This is a genomic window from Pseudomonas azerbaijanoccidentalis (assembly GCF_019145495.1).
Lineage (GTDB): Bacteria > Pseudomonadota > Gammaproteobacteria > Pseudomonadales > Pseudomonadaceae > Aquipseudomonas > Aquipseudomonas azerbaijanoccidentalis.
Genome location: NZ_JAHSTU010000004.1, coordinates 121,393 through 141,420, shown reverse-complemented (window position 1 = coordinate 141,420; position 20,028 = coordinate 121,393). Strand labels below are relative to the sequence as shown.

The window sequence follows — 20,028 nt, the reverse complement described above, 5'->3', positions numbered from 1 at the left end:
GAAGGAAAGGGTTATGAGCACGAAAATCATCAGCCTGGTGTCCATCGGTGCCCACCCGACGTCCGGTCGGCCACGTCGAGCGGAGCAAGATGCGCGGGCGGTGGAACTGGGTCTGCAACTGGCTGGGGATAACTTGCAGGTGCTGCATGCCGGCGACGTCGCCGAGCCTGCGCTGCGTGCCTATCTGGGTATGGGTCTTGAACAACTCCATGTGCTGGAACAGCCGCAAGGCGCCGATGCGCTGCCGGCGTTGACCGCGTATTTGCGCGACGCCGGCGCACAAGTGGTGCTGACCGGCAGTCAGGCGGAAACCGGCGAAGGTTCGGGCATGTTGCCGTTCCTGCTGGCCGAAGGCCTTGGCTGGCCGCTGGTGGTGGGACTGGCGCAGGTCGAGTCCATCGACGGCGGTTCGGCGCTCGTGCTGCAAGCTTTGCCTCGTGGTCAGCGTCGTCGGCTGAAAGTGCGTTTGCCGTTTCTGGCAACGGTGGATAACGCCGCGCCGAAGCCTCGGCAAAGTGCTTACGGCCCGGCGCGACGCGGAGTGCTGCAGGCCGATGACGTGGAAATCGTCGACGATGAATTGCTGGCAGTTGCCACCTTGCAACCAGCCAAGCCGCGGCCAAAACGCTTGAAGGTGATCAAGGCCAAGAGCGGCGCCGACCGGATGAAAGCCGCAACGGCGAAAGCCAGCGGTGGAGGGGGACAAGTGCTTAAAGGCGTAACGGCGCAGGCGGGGGCCGAGGCCATCCTCAAGTTGCTGATCGAAGAAGGCGTGGTCCGCTGATGCTTCTGTAGGAGCTGCCGCAGGCTGCGATCTTTTGATCTTGTTTTTTACAATCCAAAGTCAAAAGATCGCAGCCTTCGGCAGCTCCTACGGGTGGAATGTATAACCTGGCAGAGAAAAATCATGACCGTTAAATTTCGCTCGGCAGTGCGCGCCGATGCGCGGGAGATTGCGCGTCTGTTCCAGATCTCATCGGAAGGCGCGTCGGATTACATCTGGAGCCAGTTGGCCGAGCCTGGCCAGGATTTGCTCGACGTCGGCGCCATCCGTTATGCCCGCGACGACGTGGACTTCTCTTACCAGAACTGCCTGATTGCCGAAGCTGACGGTCAAGTCATCGGCATGATGCACAGCTACGTCATGCGCCACGACCCTGAGGCCGTGCCCACCACCGACCCGGTGCTGGCGCCGTACGCCGACATGGAAGTGCCCGACACGCTCTACATCTCCAGCCTCGCCCTGCACGAGGACTGGCGCAACCGGGGCCTGGGCGTGCAATTTCTGGCCCATGCCCAGCAACGCGCCAACCGCCTCGGGCTCAAGGGCTTGAGCCTGATCGACTACGCCGCCAACACCGGTGCGCGGCGTTTTTATGAACGGCACGGTTTTGGGGTCATCAAGACCTGCCAGGTTACGCCGCATCCGATGATTCGCGTCACGGGTGACGCGCACCTTATGCACAGGCCTTGATCCGGCCTCAAAAACCGGCTGCACGAAGTTATCCACAAAGCCATGGCTCACCTTCACGGTGAGCTAAAATTTCCCATGCGCTGTTTAAGGGTGCAGCACGGTTCCGGGATCTCAGACATTCAGCGCTTGCTCATAAAACTCGTCTTTTATGAATGGGTTGAATATGAAGACTGTCTGGCGGTCTTTGCTGCTCTTTGCATGGGGCATGTGTGTGTCTGTGGCAACGCTGTCGGCTACTCAGACGAAAGCGCCCGAGGCGCTACGTGGGGCCGATCAGGACTTTGATCAGTGGCTGATGACCGATCAAGGTCAGAAGGCCTCGCTGGCGCAAATGCGCCAGCGTTGCGAGCGGGTGCTGGATGCCGCGAAGCACCTTAACTGTTCGGTATCCGTGATTGCCCGGATGTTCGAGGACAAAGCCGCCAACCAGCTGCCGGATTACTTTCTGTCGATCAAGCGTCAACACGCCCTGGCCATCGCCGCCAATCCAGAGTTGAACGTTCTGTTCTCGATGTTCGGGAGCCAGTCCCTCGCGATCCTGAGGGCGGCAGACGACTTTGTCGTGAGAAAAACCGCGCGCCGCGAAGTGCTCAGGATCCATCCCTACGCCAGTGATTTTTTCGTCGCTGAAGAGGTATTGCCGTTCATCGATGTCGAGGCGGCCAACGGCCATTCGGCGCGTTTCATTCTCGACACCGGGGCCCCGCAAACCCGGGTCAATTACGACACGGCGAAGCTAATGGGCATCACCTTGTTGAGCGACTCCCACTACGCCTACAGCACGTTTTATGGCGAGAGCGACCTGACCGCCCGACTGGGGATTCTGGAATCGATCAAGGTGGGCTCCAGCGAATTCGACCACGTGCTGGTATTCGTCAGCGACCGGGACAACTTGCTTGGGCTCGACCTGATCAGCAAGCTGGGACGGTTGAAAATCTCCCGTAAGACCCTGGAGATCAACCCCGCGCCTGCCGCACGGTGTGAGTCGCCGATTGTGTATTCACGTGTGGATATCAACCAGCGCCTGGTCATCGCCGCACGCCTGGATAACCGGACCACACAGGCGATTGTCGACACCGGCAACGTTGATTACCTGACGTCGGCGCTGCCGGGGGACCAGGTCAATGTCGTGAAGACCCTGACACCGGGCAGCTCACCCCTCAACCCCGCCGACAAGCAGCGCTATCAAACTTTCAAGGGTGTGCTGAACCTGCCGGGCCATAGCCTGGCGATCACCTACAAATACTACCCGGGCTTCACCATTCCCCCGTCGTGGGTGCTGGGACGGTATGTGCCGTCGATTTTGCTGGGTTGGCGAGCGTTCGATGACTTTGAGTTGAATCTGGATGTCGAGGCAGGGCGATCGTGTTTCAACAAGGTTTGAGTCTGTTTACCCACAATCCCTGTGAGCGCCTCTGTGGATAACATGTTCGTCCCTTGCTCAAAGCCATGCGAACCGTGGGCTCCAGGCGATCGATCAAAAAACACTCAGCGTAACGTACGGTTTTTCAAAGCATTTTTCAGGGAATGAGACCGCTTTAAGGGTAAAACTTGCCCCCAATCTCTGTTGGCGCTTCTGTGGATAAGATGTTTGCTTAGTGCTACAGGCCTTGTAGAACGTGGCTTACAAGGATCTGGTTAAATAATGATCAAATCATGGGTTTAAGGCGTTACAGCGTGCGCAACGCCGTATTTTTCGAGGCTTTCAGCGGTTTTCCACAGCGGTGAATAAGTTGCCCCCAAAGTCTGTTGGCGCTTCTGTGGATAAGGTGTTTGCCATCCTCTACGAGCCATGGATTACGTGGCTTTCAGGTGATTGATCAAAAAACGATCAGGCGCAACGAAAATTCGATGTTCTGGATAAGTCACGGATTTTCTTTGGTTTCTGCGGAGAATTTTTTCGAGGAATCCACACTTGTCCCCAATAGCTGTGGGTGGAGGTGTGGATAACTTGTTTGCGGAAGGCTGAAAGCGGCGGTCGATATAGTCGGGAACGAAATAGATCATATTTCGTACAGTTCTAATCGATCGAGGTATTGCCAATAAAAGATCGCAGCCCTGCGGCAGCTCCTACACGGATCGTGTGATTCCGTAGGCTGCGATCTTTTGCTCTGATTAACCTTGAACTGGAACACCCTTGAGGTAAGGCGCAGGCTCGGCGCCCAGGTTGCTCAGCAGGCGTTCGCTGTACCAATCCACAAAGTTCACCACACCAAACTCATAGGTCTTGGAGTAAGGCCCCGGCTGGTACGCGGTGGAGTTGATGCCGCGCTGGTTCTCTTCAGCCAGACGACGGTCCTGGTCGTTGGTGGCGTCCCACACCTGACGCATGCGGTCGACGTCGTAGTCCACGCCTTCGACCGCGTCCTTGTGCACGATCCACTTGGTGGTGACCATGGTTTCCTGGGCGCTGATCGGCCACACGGTGAACACGATGATGTGGTCGCCCATGCAGTGGTTCCAGGAGTGCGGCAGGTGCAGGATGCGCATCGAGCCCAGGTCCGGGTTCTTGATGCGCCCCATGAGCTTGGCGCAGCCCTGTTTGCCGTCGAGGGTCATCGACACGGTGCCTTTAAGCAGCGGCATGCGCACGATGCGGTTACGCAGGCCGAAGCTGGCGTGGGCGTAAGGGATCTTCTCGGCTTCCCAGGCAGCGGCGGAGGCGGCGACGTGGTCTTTGAAGGCCTGGTCGGCGCGCGGGTCGGTGACGTCGTCCCATTCCAGCAGGGTTTTCAACAGTTCCGGGTGCGACGCGTTGCAGTGGTAGCACTCGCGGTTGTTTTCAAGCACCAGTTTCCAGTTGGCCTTTTCCATCAAGGTGGTAGTGATCGCCACCTTGGTGTTCTCCATGTCGTACGGTTCCATGTAATGGTTCAGCGTCGACAGGAAGTCATCGATGGCTGGCGGGTTCTCCGACAGGCTGATGAAGATGTAGCCGCCGGCGGTCTTCACGCTCACCGGTTTGAGGCCGTACTGCTTCATGTCGAAGTCGGCACCCATTTCGGTGCCGGCGAACAGCAGGCGACCGTCGAGTTCGTAGGTCCACTGGTGGTAGTGGCAAACCAGTTTGGCGACCTTGCCTTTCTCACTGGTGCACAGGCGCGAGCCACGGTGGCGGCAGACGTTGTGGAACGCATGCACCACGCCTTCGGCGCCGCGGATGACGATGATCGGGTTCTTGCCGACTTGCAGGGTCAGGTAGTTGCCCTTGGTCGGGATCTCGCAGGTCATGCCGGCGATCAACCACTCTTTCTGAAAGATTTCCTGCATGTCGATATCAAACAGGCGCTCGTCCGAGTAAAACGGCTGCGGCAGCGAGAACGTGCGCTCGCGCTCTTGCAGCATTTGCGCGGTGGCCTTGCGTGCGGGTTCCAGCGGATCGCCCAGGCTCAGGGTAGTAGTGACGTCCATCGTTTAATCCTCAAGGCCATTCTGTGTGGCCGGCGAAAGTGGCTAATCAGGTTTGCTACGCAAGGTGTAAAAAAGCAGTCGTTGTGTGGAGCGAGTGTGGGGCCGGCGCTGGCCAGAACCTTATCCATGGGCGACATGATGCAATCTGTTCCCGACGCGCAAGCCCCGGTAGTTGCGGGCTGGTCGCGATAAGCATGTGAATGTCGCAGATAGGTAAATGGGTGGTTCGCGCTATACGCAGAATCGCCAACATGAAGGCCGACAGTCGGCCGTGGAGATCAGCATGTCCAACAGCTTCCTGAACCCGGTAACCACCCAGACCTGGGCCAATGGTCGACACATCGTCCGTTGCGTCAAAGTCATCCAGGAAACCTGGGATGTGCGCACCTTCTGTTTCATGGCCGACCAGCCGATCATGTTCTTCTTCAAACCAGGGCAGTTCGTCACCCTGGAGCTGGAGATCGAAGGTGAGCCGATCATGCGCTCGTACACCATTTCCAGCTCGCCGTCGGTGCCGTACAGCTTTTCGGTGACCATCAAGCGTGTGCCGGGCGGGCGGGTTTCCAACTGGTTGCACGACACGTTGCACGAAGGCCAGGAGCTGGCGGTGCACGGACCGGTGGGCCTGTTCAACGCCATCGACTTCCCGAGCCCGAAAATCCTGTACCTGAGTGGCGGCGTGGGCATCACCCCGTGCATGTCCATGGCGCGCTGGTTCTACGACACCAACGCCAACGTCGACATGACGTTTATCCACAGTGCCCGTTCGCCCAAAGACATCATCTATCACCGCGAACTGGAACACATGGCGTCGCGGATCGATAACTTCAGCCTGCACCTTATCTGCGAGAAGCACGGACTGGGCGAGCCATGGGCCGGTTATCGCGGATACCTCAATCATAAGATGCTGGAACTGATGGTTCCTGACTTCCTCGAGCGCGAAGTGTTCTGCTGCGGCCCGACGCCGTACATGAACGCGGTGAAGCGCTTGCTCGAAGCCGCTGGTTTCGACATGTCGCGTTACCACGAAGAATCCTTCGGTGCGACCCCGCCAGAGGCGCGGGCCGACGCCGTGGAGCACGCCGAGCAAGCGGCCGACGCACCGGAACTCGACGTGGCGGACTTGCATCAAGTGGAATTCACCGCTTCGGGCAAAAGCATTCGCGTGGCACCAGGCGAGACGGTGCATGCGGCTGCAGCCAAGGTCGGCCTGCTGATCCCGAAAGCCTGCGGCATGGGCATTTGCGGTACCTGCAAGGTGCTGAAGCTGGGCGGTGAAGTGGAGATGGAACACAACGGCGGGATCACCGAAGAAGACGAAGCCGACGGGTTCATCCTGTCGTGCTGCAGCGTGCCGAAGGGCGACGTGCGCATCGAGTTCTGATCAACACGCAGTACCTTGTAGGAGCTGTCTCGTGAAACGAGGCGGCGATCTTTTGATCTTGATCTTTAAAATCAAAGTCAAAAGATCGCCGCCTCGTTTCACGAGACAGCTCCTACAGAGGGTGTGGATATCGTCAGTCGACGAATAGGTCGGTCATGAGTTTTTCGTTGCTGTCCGGCGCGAACCGATAACGTTCGAATTCCGTCACTCCGCTTTCCCGCAAAATTTCCTCATCAATCAACAAGCGCCCGGTCAGGCTGCGTCCGCTGCTGCTCAGAATCACATGCGCCGCATCCGCCATGATCGCCGGCGTGCGCGCATGCTTGAACGACTCCCGTGAGCCCAACTGAAACTCGATCGCCGCCGTGGCAATCATGGTCTGCGGCCATAGCGAGTTGACGCTGATGCCGTAGTTCTTGAATTCCTCGCTCATGCCCACGGTCAGCATGCTCATGCCGTATTTGGTCACGGTGTACGGGCTGTACTGGGCGAACCATTTGCTGGCCAGGTTCAGCGGCGGCGACAGGTTGAGGATGTGCCCTCCGGACTTCTTCAGGTACGGCAGCGCCGCCTGGCTGCACAGCAAAACGGCGCGGGTGTTGATCTGGTGCATCAGGTCGAAGCGCTTGAGTTCGATGTGCTGAACACCGGTCAACTTGATCGCGCCGGCGTTGTTGACCAACGCGTCGATGCCACCGAAATGTTCATTGGCTTGGGCCAGTGCGTCGCGCACGGCAGCCTCTTCACGCACGTCCACCTGCAAGGCCAGCGCCTTGCCACCGGCGGCTTCCACTTCCTGCGCCACACTGAAGATCGTCCCCGGCAGCTTGGCGTGGGGTTCGGCACTTTTAGCGGCGATCACGATGTTGGCGCCATCACGCGCGGCGCGCAAAGCGATCTCGCGGCCGATGCCACGGCTGGCGCCAGTGATGAACAGGGTTTTGCCTTGCAATGACATGCGTACGCTCCTGGTTATTGTTATGTGAGCGGATAGAAGCGGCTCGTCAGTCAATGTAGACGATGTCTTTCAAGGTGGAGGGAGGAGTCGAGTTCCCTGTAGGAGCTGCCGCAGGCTGCGATCTTTTGATTTTGAAAAAACCGAATCAAAAGATCGCAGCCTGCGGCAGCTCCTACGGGATCGGGGTCAGGCGGTCATGACTTCGCGGATGTCGCGGGCCAGCTCACGCACGCGCTCTTCTTCGGTGTCCCACGAGCACATGAAGCGTGCGCCGCCGTTGCCGATGAAGGTGTAGAAGCGCCAACCCTTGGCAGTCAGCGCGGCGATGGCCGGTTCCGACAGTTGCAGGAACACGCCGTTAGCCTGAACCGGGAACATCAGCTCGACACCTGGAATGTCGCCGACCAGTTCGGCAAGCAATTGCGCGCAGTGGTTGGCGTGGTTGGCGTACTTGAGCCACGCGTCGTTTTCGAGGATTCCGACCCACGGCGCCGACAGGAAGCGCATCTTCGACGCCAGTTGCCCGGCCTGCTTGCAGCGATAGTCAAAGTCTTCGGCCAGTTTGTGGTTGAAGAACAGGATTGCCTCACCCACTGCCATGCCGTTTTTCGTGCCGCCGAAGCACAGCACGTCGACGCCGGCCTTCCAGGTCAGGTCGGCAGGCGAGCAGCCGAGGTATGCACAGGCGTTGGAGAAACGCGCGCCGTCCATGTGCAGGTTCAGGCCCAATTCTTTGCAGGTCGCGCTGATGGCGCGGATTTCGTCCGGGGTGTAGACACTGCCGACTTCGGTGGCTTGAGTCAGGGTCACGACGCGCGGTTTCGGGTAGTGAATGTCCTGGCGCTTGAGCGCAACCTCGCGGATCGATTCTGGTGTCAGCTTGCCGTTTTCAGTGCGGGCGATCAGCAGTTTGGAGCCGTTGGAAAAGAATTCCGGCGCGCCGCATTCGTCGGTTTCGACGTGGGCGGTTTCCGAGCAGATCACGCTGTGGTAACTCTGGCACAGCGACGACAGGGCCAGCGAGTTGGCGGCAGTACCGTTAAAGGCGAAGAACACTTCGCAGTCGGTTTCGAACAGTTTGCGGAAACCGTCGGACGCGCGGGCGGTCCACTCGTCGTCGCCGTATGCGCGCTGGTGGCCGTGGTTGGCCTGTTCCATGGCAGCCCAGGCTTCAGGGCAAATGCCGGAATAGTTGTCGCTGGCGAATTGTTGGCTCTTATCGGTCATGGCCTGCTTCCGTGGTCGGGACGCCTATGGTGAAGCGACCCGTGGTCAATGAGGGTGCGCACTTTACCGAAGATCATTCGGGGAGCACACGGGATGTTGCTGTCAGGAAAATACACAATCGAAGGACGATTATGCACGCGACTATGCACTTAAAGCAGCGCGACGGGGCACTGGATCTGCTGAAGTGGCTGGCGCTTTTGAGCATGGTGCTTGATCACCTGCGATATGTCGGATATTCCATCGATCTGCTGTATGTGCCGGGGCGCCTGGCGTTTCCGTGGTTTTGTCTGGCGATGGCGGCGAACGTGGCGCGCAAGCCGGCGCAGGCGAGCGGTGGGCAGTGGCGTTATCTGGGATGGTTGCTGCTGTTTAGTGCCGCCAGCGAAATTCCCTACCGCCTGTTCATACCCAACCCTGACACGCTCAACGTACTGCCCACGCTTGCCCTTGGCTTGCTGGTGGCTCGGGGTTGGCAGCTACCGACCCTGCCATCGCGGCTGTTGGCAATCGGCGCGCTGGTTTTAGCGGCCTTCTTTTCACAGCGATTGATGTTTGGTTTTTTTGGCGTGCTGTTGCCGCTGGTGTTGCTTTGGGTGATCCATCGCTCGTGGTATTTCGCCTTGTTGCCAGGGTTGGTGTGCCTAGCCGCCAATCAATGGCAAGTGCTTTATTACTCTGTTCGATTGGGCAATCACGTGGCCATGGCGGCTACCGCCACTTGTCTGATTGCGCCATGGCTGGGGCTGTTCTTATTGCGACACGCCCGTGACGTAAAACCACCCCCGATGCGGCGGTGGGCGTATGCGCTGTATCCCGTGCATTTCCTCATGTTGTTACTTCTCCGCCAGATCGTTGCATGACCCTGTGGGAGCTGGCTTGCCAGCGATAGCGGTGGACCAGCCGCCATCAATGCCGGATGTGGTGACGCCATCGCTGGCAAGCCAGCTCCCACAGGGTTTCTCGATGAATTGAGGATCGTGTTCGGCATGCCATTTCCCACCATGTCGTAAACGCACCTTTGCGTGGCGCCCGTAGGCATTTGACCTCTCGACGCCGGTCATACCATCGCTATCAAAGGGCACTGCCGAAACGCCAGTGCCTTACCGAGACGAATGGCGCACAGATGCCGCTGGGAGAGACGCGATGTTCAGCAAGCAAGACCAGATCCAGGGTTACGACGATGCACTGCTGGCGGCGATGAATGCCGAGGAGCAACGCCAGGAAGATCACATCGAGCTGATCGCGTCGGAGAACTACACCAGCAAACGCGTGATGGAAGCGCAAGGCAGCAGCCTGACCAACAAGTACGCCGAAGGCTATCCGGGCAAGCGCTACTACGGTGGCTGCGAGCACGTCGACAAGGTTGAAGCCCTGGCCATCGAGCGCGCCAAGCAACTGTTCGGTGCCGATTACGCCAACGTCCAGCCGCACTCCGGTTCCTCGGCCAACAGCGCCGTGTACCTGGCCCTGCTGCAAGCCGGCGACACCATCCTGGGCATGAGCCTGGCCCACGGCGGTCACTTGACCCACGGTGCCAAAGTGTCGTCCTCGGGCAAGCTGTACAACGCCGTGCAGTACGGCATCGACACCAAGACCGGCCTGATCGATTACGACGAAGTCGAGCGCCTGGCCGTCGAGTGCAAACCGAAGATGATCGTTGCCGGTTTCTCGGCTTACTCCAAGACCCTGGACTTCCCACGCTTCCGTCAGATCGCCGACAAAGTGGGCGCGCTGCTGTTCGTCGACATGGCCCACGTGGCCGGTCTGGTCGCTGCTGGCCTGTACCCGAACCCGCTGCCGTACGCCGATGTGGTCACTACCACCACGCACAAGACCCTGCGCGGTCCACGTGGCGGCCTGATCCTGTGCAAGGCCAATGAAGAGATCGAGAAAAAGCTCAACGCCGCGGTGTTCCCTGGTGCCCAGGGCGGCCCGCTGATGCACGTGATCGCCGGTAAAGCCGTGTGCTTCAAAGAGGCGCTGGAGCCAGGCTTCAAGGCTTACCAACAACAAGTGATCGACAACGCCCAGGCGATGGCGAGCGTATTTATCAAACGTGGCTACGATGTAGTGTCCGGCGGTACCGATAACCATCTGTTCCTGGTCAGCCTGATCCGTCAGGGTCTTACCGGCAAAGAAGCGGACGCAGCCCTCGGTCGCGCCCACATCACCGTCAACAAGAATGCTGTCCCGAACGATCCTCAGTCGCCGTTCGTGACCTCCGGCCTGCGCATTGGCACCCCGGCGGTGACCACGCGCGGTTTCAAGGTGACCCAGTGCGTAACGCTGGCCGGCTGGATCTGCGACATCCTCGACAACCTCGGCGATGCCGATGTCGAGGCCAATGTTGCCCAGCAAGTGTCGGCACTGTGCGCGGACTTCCCGGTTTATCGCTGAGCGCGGTTTTGGAGTAAATGACTATGCAACGCTATTCGGGCTTCGGCCTCTTCAAACACTCCCTCAGCCACCACGAAAACTGGCAGCGCATGTGGCGCACACCGACCCCGAAAAAGGTCTACGACGTGGTCATCGTCGGTGGTGGCGGGCACGGTCTGGCGACCGCCTACTACCTGGCCAAGGAACACGGCATCACCAACGTGGCCGTGGTCGAGAAGGGCTGGCTGGGCGGTGGTAACACCGCGCGCAACACCACCATCGTTCGCTCCAACTACCTGTGGGACGAGTCGGCGCACCTGTACGAACACGCGATGAAACTCTGGGAAGGCCTGTCCCAGGACCTGAACTACAACGTGATGTTCTCCCAGCGTGGCGTCTACAACCTGTGCCACACCCTGCAGGACATCCGTGATTCCGAGCGTCGGGTCAGCGCCAACCGCCTCAACGGCGTTGATGGCGAGCTGCTCGATGCCAAGCAAGTGGCGGACGAGATTCCGTACCTCGACTGCTCGAAAAACACTCGCTACCCGGTGATGGGCGCCACCGTCCAGCGTCGGGGCGGCGTGGCCCGTCACGATGCCGTGGCCTGGGGCTTTGCCCGTGCCGCCGACGCCTTGGGCGTGGACCTGATCCAGCAGACCGAAGTGATTGGTTTCCGCAAGGAAAACGGCGTGTGCATCGGTGTCGAAACCAACAAGGGCTTCATCGGCGCCAAGCGCGTCGGCGTGGTCACTGCCGGTAACTCCGGGCACATGGCCAAGCTCGCCGGTTTCCGTCTGCCAATCGAATCCCACCCGCTGCAAGCGCTGGTGTCCGAGCCGATCAAGCCGATTATCGACAGCGTGATCATGTCCAACGCCGTACACGGTTACATCAGCCAGTCCGACAAGGGCGACCTGGTGATCGGCGCCGGTATCGACGGCTACAACGGCTATGGCCAGCGTGGTTCGTACCCGGTGATCGAGCACACCGTCCAGGCCATCGTCGAGATGTTCCCGGTATTGTCCCGCGTACGTATGAACCGTCAGTGGGGCGGCATCGTCGACACCACACCGGATGCGTGCCCGATCATTTCGAAAACCCCGGTACCGAACATGTTCTTCAACTGCGGTTGGGGCACCGGCGGCTTCAAGGCGACACCTGGCTCGGGCAACGTGTTTGCCGCGAGTTTGGCCAAGGGTGAAATGCACCCACTGGCCGCACCTTTCTCCATCGACCGTTTCCACAACGGTGCGTTGATCGATGAACACGGCGCTGCTGCGGTTGCCCACTAACAGGAGAAATCCCCATGTTGCATATCTTCTGTCCTCACTGCGGCGAGTTGCGCTCCGAAGAGGAATTCCACGCATCCGGCCAGGCGCACATCCCGCGTCCACTGGATCCGAACAGCTGCACCGACGAGGAGTGGGGCGACTACATGTTCTTCCGCGATAACCCTCGCGGTCTGCACCACGAACTGTGGGATCACGTTGCCGGTTGCCGTCAGTACTTCAACGTCACCCGTGACACCGTGACCTACGAGATTCTCGAGACCTACAAGATCGGCACCAAGCCACAATTCACCGACAAGACCGATAGCCCGAAAGCGGCCAGCACGGCTCTGGGAGAGAAGGTATGAGCCAGATCAATCGCCTGTCCAACGGCGGACGGATCGACCGCAACAAAGTCCTGACCTTCACCTTCAACGGCCAGAGCTACAAAGGCTTCGAAGGCGACTCCCTGGCCGCTGCACTGCTGGCCAACGGCGTCGACATCATCGGTCGCAGCTTCAAGTATTCCCGTCCGCGCGGCATCTTCGCCGCAGGCGCGGAAGAGCCGAACGCGGTGCTGCAGATCGGCGCCACCGAAGCCACGCAAATCCCGAACGTACGCGCCACGCAACAAGCGCTGTATCAAGGTTTGGTCGCCACCAGCACTAACGGCTGGCCGAGCGTGAACAACGACATGATGGGGATTCTCGGCAAGGTCGGCGGCAAGCTGATGCCACCGGGCTTCTACTACAAAACCTTCATGTACCCGCAATCGTTCTGGATGACTTACGAAAAGTACATTCGTAAGGCTGCCGGTCTTGGCCGTTCGCCGACCGAGAACGATCCGGACACCTACGACTACATGAACCAGCACTGCGACGTGCTGATCGTCGGCGCCGGCCCTGCTGGCCTGGCCGCTGCACTGGCCGCTGCGCGCAGCGGTGCCCGTGTGATCCTGGCTGACGAACAGGAAGAGTTTGGCGGCAGCCTGCTCGACTCCCGCGAAAGCCTCGACGGCAAGCCGGCGACCGAGTGGGTCGCCAGCGTCATCGCCGAACTGAAGAACACTCCGGACGTGCTGCTGTTGCCGCGCGCCACGGTCAACGGTTACCACGACCACAACTTCCTGACCATTCACGAACGCCTCACCGATCACCTCGGCGACCGCGCCCCGATTGGCCAGGTACGCCAGCGTATTCACCGTGTTCGTGCCAAGCGTGTGGTACTCGCGACCGGTACTCACGAGCGACCACTGGTCTACGGCAATAACGACGTGCCGGGCAACATGCTGGCCGGCGCTGTGTCGACTTATGTTCGCCGCTACGGCGTAGCGCCAGGCAAAAAACTGGTGCTGTCGACCAACAACGATCACGCCTACCGCGTTGCCCTGGATTGGCTCGATGCCAGCCTGCAAGTGGTGGCCATCGCCGACGCCCGCAGCAACCCGCGCGGTGCGCTGGTGGAAGAAGCTCGCGCCAAAGGTATTCGCATCCTCACCGGCAGCGCCGTGATCGAGGCCCGTGGCAGCAAGCGCGTCACCGCTGCTCGCGTCGCCGCCATCGATGTGAAGGGACACAAAGTCACCAGCCCGGGCGAATGGCTCGACTGCGACCTGATCGCCAGCTCCGGCGGTTACAGCCCTGTCGTTCACTTGGCTTCGCACTTGGGCGGCAAGCCGATCTGGCGCGAAGACATCCTCGGTTTCGTACCGGGTGAAGCACCGCAGAAACGCGTGTGCGTCGGTGGCATCAACGGCGTTTATGGCTTGGGTGATTCCCTGGCCGACGGTTTTGAAGGCGGCGTTCGCGCCGCCAGCGAAGCCGGTTTTGGTCCGGTCGAAGCGACCTTGCCAAAAGCCCTGGCGCGTCTGGAAGAGCCGACGTTGGCGCTGTTCCAGGTGCCTTACGAAAAAGTCACCGCACGTGCACCCAAGCAATTCGTCGATCTGCAAAACGACGTCACCGCTGCCGGTATCGAACTGGCGACCCGCGAGGGCTTCGAGTCGGTCGAGCACGTCAAGCGCTATACCGCGCTGGGCTTCGGCACCGATCAGGGCAAGCTCGGCAACGTCAACGGTCTGGCCATCGCCGCCCGTTCGCTGAACGTGACCATCCCGCAGATGGGCACCACCATGTTCCGCCCGAACTACACGCCGGTGACTTTCGGCGCCGTGGCCGGTCGTCACTGTGGGCACATCTTCGAACCTGTGCGTTTCACTGCACTGCATCACTGGCACCTGAAAAACGGCGCCGAGTTCGAAGACGTCGGTCAATGGAAACGTCCGTGGTACTTCCCGAAATCCGGTGAAGACATGCACGCCGCGGTCAAGCGCGAATGCAAAGCCGTGCGCGACAGCGTCGGCCTGCTGGACGCGTCGACCCTGGGCAAGATCGACATCCAGGGTCCGGACACCCGCGAGTTCCTCAACCGCATCTACACCAACGCCTGGACCAAGCTCGACGTGGGCAAGGCGCGCTACGGCCTGATGTGCAAAGAAGACGGCATGGTCTTCGACGACGGCGTGACGGCTTGCCTTGCCGACAACCATTTCGTGATGACCACCACCACCGGCGGCGCTGCGCGCGTGCTGCAATGGCTGGAAATCTACCATCAGACCGAATGGCCAGAGCTGAAGGTGTACTTCACTTCCGTGACGGATCACTGGGCAACCATGACCCTGTCCGGGCCGAACAGCCGCAAGCTGCTCAGCGAAGTCACCGACGTTGACCTGAGCAACGAAGCTTTCCCGTTCATGACCTGGAAAGAAGCTCTGGTCGGCGGTGTACCGGCACGGATTTTCCGGATTTCGTTTACCGGCGAACTGTCGTACGAAGTCAACGTGCAAGCCGACTATGCGATGGGCGTGCTCGAGAAAATTGTCGACGCCGGCAAGAAGTACAACCTGACGCCGTACGGCACCGAAACCATGCACGTGCTGCGGGCGGAGAAGGGCTTCATCATCGTCGGTCAGGACACTGACGGCTCGATGACCCCGGACGACCTGAACATGGGCTGGTGTGTTGGCCGCACCAAACCGTTCTCGTGGATCGGTCAGCGCGGCATGAACCGTGAAGACTGCGTGCGTGATCAGCGTAAGCAACTGGTTGGACTGAAGCCGATCGATCCGAACAAATGGCTGCCGGAAGGTGCGCAACTGGTGTTCAACACCAAGCAGGCGATCCCGATGACCATGGTCGGCCACGTGACCTCCAGCTACGCGCACAACTCCCTCGGCTATTCGTTTGCCATGGGCGTGGTCAAGGGCGGCCTGAACCGCATGGGCGAGCGCGTGTTTGCACCTCTGGCGGACGGCAGCGTGATCGAGGCGGAAATCGTTTCTTCGGTGTTCTTCGATCCGAAAGGCGAACGCCAGAATATTTGATGACCTCGAGATCTGTGGGTTGGCTGCCAATCGCTAGCCTGCTGGCGATAGCGGCAGTGCAGCCACCACAGGAACCAACAGAATTCAGCAAAGGTGCTTTATGACCACAGCCAATGTTTACCAACAACGCCCAACCACCGGGGCCAAGGCCGAGTCGTCGCTGCATCACGCCGACCTCGCCAGCCTGGTGGGCAAGGGTCGCAAAAACGCCGGTGTGACCGTGCGTGAGAAAAAACTTCTGGGCCACCTGACCATTCGTGGCGATGGTCACGATGCCGCGTTCGCCGCTGGCGTGCACAAGGCTCTTGGCATTGAATTGCCGGGCGCGCTGACCGTCATCGTCAAAGGCGAAACCAGCCTGCAATGGATGGGGCCGGATGAATGGCTGCTGATCGTGCCAACCGGCGAAGAATTCGCCGCCGAGCAAAAATTGCGTGAAGCGCTGGGCGAGTTGCACATTCAGATCGTTAACGTCAGCGGTGGTCAGCAGATCCTTGAACTGAGCGGCCCGAACGTGCGCCAGGTGCTGATGAAATCCACCAGCTACGACGTGCACCCGAACAACTTTCCGGTGGGCAAGGCGGTCGGCACGGTGTTCGCCAAGTCGCAACTGGTGATCCGCCACACTGGCGAAGACACTTGGGAGCTGCTGATCCGTCGCAGCTTCTCGGATTACTGGTGGTTGTGGTTGCAGGATGCGGCCGCTGAATTCGGCCTCAGCGTTCAGGCCTGATACCTGTAGCAGCTGCCGCAGGCTGCGTTCGGCGACGAAGTCGTCGTGAAACCTGCGGCAGCTGCTACACAAAGCGGCGTTGCTGCTACTTTTGAACAGGAGTCACCGCACTATGAGCCGCGCCCCAGACACATGGATTCTGACTGCCGATTGCCCCAGCGTGCTCGGTACGGTGGACGCGGTGACGCGCTTTCTGTTCGAGCAGGGCTGCTACGTCACCGAACACCACTCCTTCGATGACCGGCTCTCGGGCCGTTTCTTCATTCGCGTGGAATTCCGCCAACCGGATGGCTTCGACGAGCAGTCGTTTCGCGCCGGTTTGCAGGAGCGTGGTGAATCGTTCGGCATGATCTTCGAGCTGACCCCGCCGCACTATCGGCCGAAAGTGGTGATCATGGTCTCCAAGGCCGATCACTGCCTCAACGATTTGCTCTACCGCCAGCGCATCGGCCAGTTGTCGATGGACGTCGCCGCTGTGGTCTCCAACCACCCGGACCTCAAGCCGTTGGCCGATTGGCACCAGATTCCGTACTACCACTTCCCGCTCGACCCGAACGACAAACCGTCGCAAGAGCGTCAGGTGTTGCAGGTGATCGAAGACGCCGGCGCCGAGCTGGTGATCCTTGCTCGCTACATGCAGGTGTTGTCGCCAGAGCTATGCCGCAAGCTCGATGGCAAGGCAATCAACATTCACCACTCCCTGCTGCCAGGTTTCAAAGGCGCCAAGCCTTATCACCAGGCCTACAACAAGGGCGTGAAACTGGTCGGCGCGACGGCGCATTACATCAACAACGACCTCGATGAAGGGCCGATCATTGCCCAGGGCGTCGAGGTGGTCGACCACAGCCATTACCCTGAGGATTTGATTGCCAAGGGGCGCGACATAGAAGGCCTGACCTTGGCGCGGGCGGTTGGGTATCACATCGAGAGAAGAGTATTTTTGAACGCCAATCGTACGGTCGTTCTTTAGATCGCCATCGCTGGCAGGCCAGCTCCCACAGGTTTCGGGTTGTTCACAAATCCCGTGTTCATTCCGAATAACTGTGGGAGCTAGCCTGCTAGCGATGGGGCCATAACTGGCAACACAAGAAACAGCATCTGTACCCGAGCACTTAACGCGCTGCCTGACTGGGCAACGCGGTTCCATAAAAACAACAGCGAGGTGAAAGCATGTCTGGCAATCGTGGTGTGGTGTATCTCGGCGCTGGCAAGGTCGAAGTACAGAAAATCGACTATCCGAAAATGCAGGACCCGCGCGGCAGGAAGATCGAGCACGCCGTCATCCTGCGTGTGGTCTCCACCAACATCTGTGGTTCCGACCAACACATGGTGCGCGGTCGTACCACCGCTCAAACCGGTCTGGTTCTGGGTCATGAAATTACCGGTGAAGTCATCGAGAAGGGCCGCGACGTCGAAAACCTGCAAATCGGCGATCTGGTCTCCGTACCGTTCAACGTGGCTTGCGGGCGCTGCCGTTCCTGCAAGGAAATGCACACCGGCGTGTGCCTGAGCGTCAACCCGGCACGTCCCGGCGGTGCCTACGGTTACGTCGACATGGGCGACTGGACCGGTGGTCAGGCTGAATACGCGCTGGTGCCGTACGCCGACTTCAACTTGCTGAAACTGCCGGATCGCGATCGCGCAATGGAAAAAATCCGTGACCTGACCTGCCTCTCCGACATCCTGCCAACCGGCTACCACGGTGCCGTGACCGCTGGCGTCGGCCCGGGCAGCACTGTTTACATCGCAGGTGCCGGCCCGGTCGGCCTGGCGGCTGCCGCTTCCGCTCGCCTGTTGGGCGCAGCGGTAGTGATCGTCGGTGACGTCAACACCGTACGCCTGGCACACGCCAAGGCCCAGGGTTTCGAAATCGCCGACCTGTCCCTCGACACCCCGCTACACGAACAAATCGCCGCGCTGCTGGGCGAACCCGAAGTGGATTGCGCCATCGACGCCGTCGGCTTCGAAGCCCGCGGCCATGGCCATGACGGTGTGAAACACGAAGCCCCGGCCACCGTACTCAACTCGTTGATGGGTGTGGTGCGCGTAGCCGGCAAAATCGGCATCCCTGGCCTCTACGTGACTGAAGATCCGGGCGCCGTCGACGCTGCTGCGAAAATGGGCAGCCTGAGCATTCGCTTCGGCCTGGGCTGGGCCAAATCCCACAGCTTCCACACCGGCCAGACCCCGGTCATGAAGTACAACCGCCAGCTCATGCAGGCAATCATGTGGGACCGCATCAACATCGCCGAGGTGGTGGGTGTGCAGGTCATCAGCCTGGATCAGGCGCCGGAAGGTTACGGCGAGTTCGATGCAGGCGTGCCGAAGAAGTTTGTGATTGATCCGCATAAGTTGTTTAGTGCGGCGTAAGGGGTTTAGGCGAAAGAAGAGGGCGACTTAATGTCGCCCTTTTTATCGTTAGGATGCTGAAATCAAAAAAGCATATCTCCGTTCATTGCTCTAATTTGCGCAGCAACAGTATTTGGTTGGTCAACTTGGGGAGGTAGGTAAGACCTTGGACCGTAATGCAAGCTCTTGTTGTTGGGGCCAACTAGTCGGGTCATTGCATAAGGAAAGTCCTGCTGGGCTTGCGCGAGAGTTACTCCAGTATTGACGGCTGCTGAGGGGGCTATCCCTCTGACTTCTCCAAACCCTACACTATCGATTTTTGGCAGTCGGGTTTCTGGTTGACCAGCACTCAAAAGTTTTTTCATATTGATCTCGGAGAGTGCGCTAACAGAATTCTTCATTCGTTTTGAAGTGAGGGAAACACTGGCAAGATATTTGCCCTCAAGATGACCGAACACCTTTGCCAGCATTTCATCGGGCATATCGTTCAGCCTCTTCATAGGCGGAAGCGTTGGGCTGACTCTTTTTGCCACGCCTGGTATGGCATTCCCCCAAGCTGGTTCATGCAGTTTGGATGCTGCTCCCATTTTTACTATGCGAGAGATATTGTTTCGGACTAGCGCCCAGCCGGAAAAGTGTCCAGTCGGGTCTGCCTTATTAATCGGGTCCCCCACACAATATGCATACCCATTCAACCCGCCCCTCCCAAACGGACTCCAACTGTCAGGGCTGTTAAATCGCATCAAAACTTGGTTAAACGCCCGATAACCATTCCCTAACAAAAAACACCCCGTCACCGGATCCGGTCGTTCGCCGTTGAAGCCGAGCAGGCTGAGCAAACCGCTCTCTGCCGGGCGATGGCCATAAGGCGAGTAGGCAATGGGATGTGGCCGAGAGACGTCAAGTACATACAAAACCGAACGCTGTTGATCAGTGGCAAGCAAACGCGTGTCCGCCACACCGCTCTGACGCTGCTGCTGAGCCAGCAGTCGATCATCGTGCTGCATGATCGAACGCTGCACCGCGCCTTCAATCTCGGTGGCCAGTCGATCTTTCAGATAAAAACGCCGGGTGACTGCTTGCGCCGAGGGCGTGCAATCAACCAATCGATCCAGCGGGTCGTAGTGGTACCGGCAGAGCAACGTTTCACGATTGGGCAGCATGGATTCTCTTCCTGAATGATTCATCGATCCAGGGTTTTACTGTGATGCAATCGGCCAGTCCTGCCTACTAGCAGATCTGATAGGGTCCCAACCTCGGTGCTTCAACACCAGCCAGACCCCAGACATGAAGTACAACCGTCAGTTGATGTGGGCGCTCATGTGGGACCGCATCAATATCGCCAAGTGGTGGGCGTGCAGGTGATCAGCCTGGATCAGGCGCCGGAAGGTTACGGCGAGTTCGATGCAGGCGCGCCGAAGAAGTTTGTGATTGATTCGCATAAATTGTTTAGTGCGCAAGAA

Annotated in this window: 16 protein-coding genes and 1 pseudogene; 13 read left to right on the top strand and 4 right to left on the bottom strand. The window is 59.3% G+C overall.

Going from position 1 to position 20,028, the window contains the following annotated elements; all coding sequences use genetic code 11:
- The first annotated feature begins 13 nt into the window (after positions 1-13).
- The 3 genes from etfB to KVG88_RS14805 all read left to right on the top strand — a co-directional run bounded on the left by etfB (position 14) and on the right by KVG88_RS14805 (position 2,858).
- The gene (gene etfB, locus KVG88_RS14815; RefSeq protein WP_150705237.1) at positions 14-784 is read left to right on the top strand and encodes an electron transfer flavoprotein subunit beta; all 771 of its coding nucleotides are present in this window, start codon (positions 14-16) and stop codon (positions 782-784) included.
- Positions 785-907: 123 nt separating this feature from the next.
- Positions 908-1,474 carry a GNAT family N-acetyltransferase gene (locus tag KVG88_RS14810; RefSeq protein ID WP_217871905.1) on the top strand — a complete coding sequence of 189 codons (567 nt, stop codon included), beginning with the start codon at positions 908-910 and terminating at the stop codon, positions 1,472-1,474.
- A gap of 148 nt (positions 1,475-1,622) precedes the next feature.
- Positions 1,623-2,858 carry a retropepsin-like aspartic protease gene (locus KVG88_RS14805; RefSeq protein ID WP_217871904.1) on the top strand — a complete coding sequence of 412 codons (1,236 nt, stop codon included), beginning with the start codon at positions 1,623-1,625 and terminating at the stop codon, positions 2,856-2,858.
- A 731-nt stretch (positions 2,859-3,589) separates the two neighbouring features.
- On the opposite strand, the gene gbca is transcribed toward KVG88_RS14805, so the two are convergent.
- Positions 3,590-4,885: a glycine betaine monooxygenase oxygenase subunit gene (gbca, locus tag KVG88_RS14800; protein ID WP_217871903.1), complete on the bottom strand. Its 1,296-nt coding sequence runs from the start codon at positions 4,883-4,885 to the stop codon at positions 3,590-3,592.
- A 283-nt stretch (positions 4,886-5,168) separates the two neighbouring features.
- Here gbca and gbcB point away from each other — a divergent pair, with 283 nt between their 5' ends.
- Complete coding sequence (gene gbcB / locus KVG88_RS14795; RefSeq protein WP_150705242.1) at positions 5,169-6,269, top strand: glycine betaine monooxygenase reductase subunit; 1,101 nt, start codon at positions 5,169-5,171, stop codon at positions 6,267-6,269.
- 133 nt (positions 6,270-6,402) lie between these two features.
- On the opposite strand, the gene KVG88_RS14790 is transcribed toward gbcB, so the two are convergent.
- On the bottom strand, positions 6,403-7,227 hold the full coding sequence (locus KVG88_RS14790; protein WP_217871902.1) for an SDR family oxidoreductase: 825 nt from the start codon (positions 7,225-7,227) through the stop codon (positions 6,403-6,405).
- A 186-nt stretch (positions 7,228-7,413) separates the two neighbouring features.
- A complete protein-coding gene (locus KVG88_RS14785; RefSeq protein ID WP_150705244.1) occupies positions 7,414-8,454 on the bottom strand; it encodes a threonine aldolase family protein in 1,041 nt (346 codons plus the stop codon).
- A gap of 131 nt (positions 8,455-8,585) precedes the next feature.
- On the opposite strand from KVG88_RS14785, the gene KVG88_RS14780 reads away from it, so the two are divergent.
- The 8 genes from KVG88_RS14780 (at position 8,586) to fdhA (ending at position 18,586) form a co-directional block, all read left to right on the top strand.
- On the top strand, positions 8,586-9,314 hold the full coding sequence (locus KVG88_RS14780; protein WP_224792413.1) for a TraX family protein: 729 nt from the start codon (positions 8,586-8,588) through the stop codon (positions 9,312-9,314).
- A 283-nt stretch (positions 9,315-9,597) separates the two neighbouring features.
- Positions 9,598-10,851 (top strand): serine hydroxymethyltransferase, encoded by a 1,254-nt coding sequence (gene glyA / locus KVG88_RS14775; RefSeq protein ID WP_217871901.1) that lies wholly within the window; start codon positions 9,598-9,600, stop codon positions 10,849-10,851.
- 23 nt (positions 10,852-10,874) lie between these two features.
- The gene (locus KVG88_RS14770) at positions 10,875-12,125 is read left to right on the top strand and encodes a sarcosine oxidase subunit beta (protein ID WP_008057117.1); all 1,251 of its coding nucleotides are present in this window, start codon (positions 10,875-10,877) and stop codon (positions 12,123-12,125) included.
- A gap of 14 nt (positions 12,126-12,139) precedes the next feature.
- Positions 12,140-12,469 carry a sarcosine oxidase subunit delta gene (locus KVG88_RS14765; protein WP_007980417.1) on the top strand — a complete coding sequence of 110 codons (330 nt, stop codon included), beginning with the start codon at positions 12,140-12,142 and terminating at the stop codon, positions 12,467-12,469.
- Positions 12,466-15,483: a sarcosine oxidase subunit alpha gene (locus tag KVG88_RS14760; protein WP_150705247.1), complete on the top strand. Its 3,018-nt coding sequence runs from the start codon at positions 12,466-12,468 to the stop codon at positions 15,481-15,483. Before KVG88_RS14765 ends, KVG88_RS14760 begins: the two co-directional genes overlap by 4 nt.
- A 100-nt stretch (positions 15,484-15,583) precedes the next feature.
- A complete protein-coding gene (locus KVG88_RS14755; protein WP_150705248.1) occupies positions 15,584-16,216 on the top strand; it encodes a sarcosine oxidase subunit gamma in 633 nt (210 codons plus the stop codon).
- 112 nt (positions 16,217-16,328) lie between these two features.
- Complete coding sequence (gene purU / locus KVG88_RS14750) at positions 16,329-17,186, top strand: formyltetrahydrofolate deformylase (protein WP_150705249.1); 858 nt, start codon at positions 16,329-16,331, stop codon at positions 17,184-17,186.
- A gap of 200 nt (positions 17,187-17,386) precedes the next feature.
- Complete coding sequence (fdhA, locus tag KVG88_RS14745) at positions 17,387-18,586, top strand: formaldehyde dehydrogenase, glutathione-independent (protein WP_150705250.1); 1,200 nt, start codon at positions 17,387-17,389, stop codon at positions 18,584-18,586.
- A 62-nt stretch (positions 18,587-18,648) separates the two neighbouring features.
- Here the strand turns inward: fdhA and KVG88_RS31095 are convergent, their stop codons facing one another.
- Entirely contained in the window at positions 18,649-19,728 is a 1,080-nt protein-coding gene (locus tag KVG88_RS31095; protein ID WP_225934026.1) for an RHS repeat-associated core domain-containing protein, read from the bottom strand.
- A 100-nt stretch (positions 19,729-19,828) separates the two neighbouring features.
- Between KVG88_RS31095 and KVG88_RS14735 the strand changes: the two are divergent.
- Positions 19,829-20,022, top strand: a pseudogene (locus KVG88_RS14735) (formaldehyde dehydrogenase, glutathione-independent); the annotation flags it as partial.
- Positions 20,023-20,028 lie beyond the last annotated feature (6 nt).

Bases quoted from the DNA above. Each gene is read 5' to 3' on its own strand.
- KVG88_RS14765 (WP_007980417.1), top strand. From the start codon at position 12,140: ATGTTGCATATCTTCTGTCCTCACTGCGGCGAGTTGCGCTCCGAAGAG.
- KVG88_RS14780 (WP_224792413.1), top strand. From the start codon at position 8,586: ATGCACGCGACTATGCACTTAAAGCAGCGCGACGGGGCACTGGATCTG.
- KVG88_RS14790 (WP_217871902.1), bottom strand. From the start codon at position 7,227: ATGTCATTGCAAGGCAAAACCCTGTTCATCACTGGCGCCAGCCGTGGC.
- KVG88_RS14760 (WP_150705247.1), top strand. From the start codon at position 12,466: ATGAGCCAGATCAATCGCCTGTCCAACGGCGGACGGATCGACCGCAAC.
- KVG88_RS14755 (WP_150705248.1), top strand. From the start codon at position 15,584: ATGACCACAGCCAATGTTTACCAACAACGCCCAACCACCGGGGCCAAG.
- fdhA (WP_150705250.1), top strand. From the start codon at position 17,387: ATGTCTGGCAATCGTGGTGTGGTGTATCTCGGCGCTGGCAAGGTCGAA.
- etfB (WP_150705237.1), top strand. From the start codon at position 14: ATGAGCACGAAAATCATCAGCCTGGTGTCCATCGGTGCCCACCCGACG.
- KVG88_RS14785 (WP_150705244.1), bottom strand. From the start codon at position 8,454: ATGACCGATAAGAGCCAACAATTCGCCAGCGACAACTATTCCGGCATT.
- purU (WP_150705249.1), top strand. From the start codon at position 16,329: ATGAGCCGCGCCCCAGACACATGGATTCTGACTGCCGATTGCCCCAGC.
- gbca (WP_217871903.1), bottom strand. From the start codon at position 4,885: ATGGACGTCACTACTACCCTGAGCCTGGGCGATCCGCTGGAACCCGCA.
- KVG88_RS14770 (WP_008057117.1), top strand. From the start codon at position 10,875: ATGCAACGCTATTCGGGCTTCGGCCTCTTCAAACACTCCCTCAGCCAC.
- KVG88_RS31095 (WP_225934026.1), bottom strand. From the start codon at position 19,728: ATGCTGCCCAATCGTGAAACGTTGCTCTGCCGGTACCACTACGACCCG.
- glyA (WP_217871901.1), top strand. From the start codon at position 9,598: ATGTTCAGCAAGCAAGACCAGATCCAGGGTTACGACGATGCACTGCTG.
- KVG88_RS14805 (WP_217871904.1), top strand. From the start codon at position 1,623: ATGAATGGGTTGAATATGAAGACTGTCTGGCGGTCTTTGCTGCTCTTT.
- gbcB (WP_150705242.1), top strand. From the start codon at position 5,169: ATGTCCAACAGCTTCCTGAACCCGGTAACCACCCAGACCTGGGCCAAT.
- KVG88_RS14810 (WP_217871905.1), top strand. From the start codon at position 908: ATGACCGTTAAATTTCGCTCGGCAGTGCGCGCCGATGCGCGGGAGATT.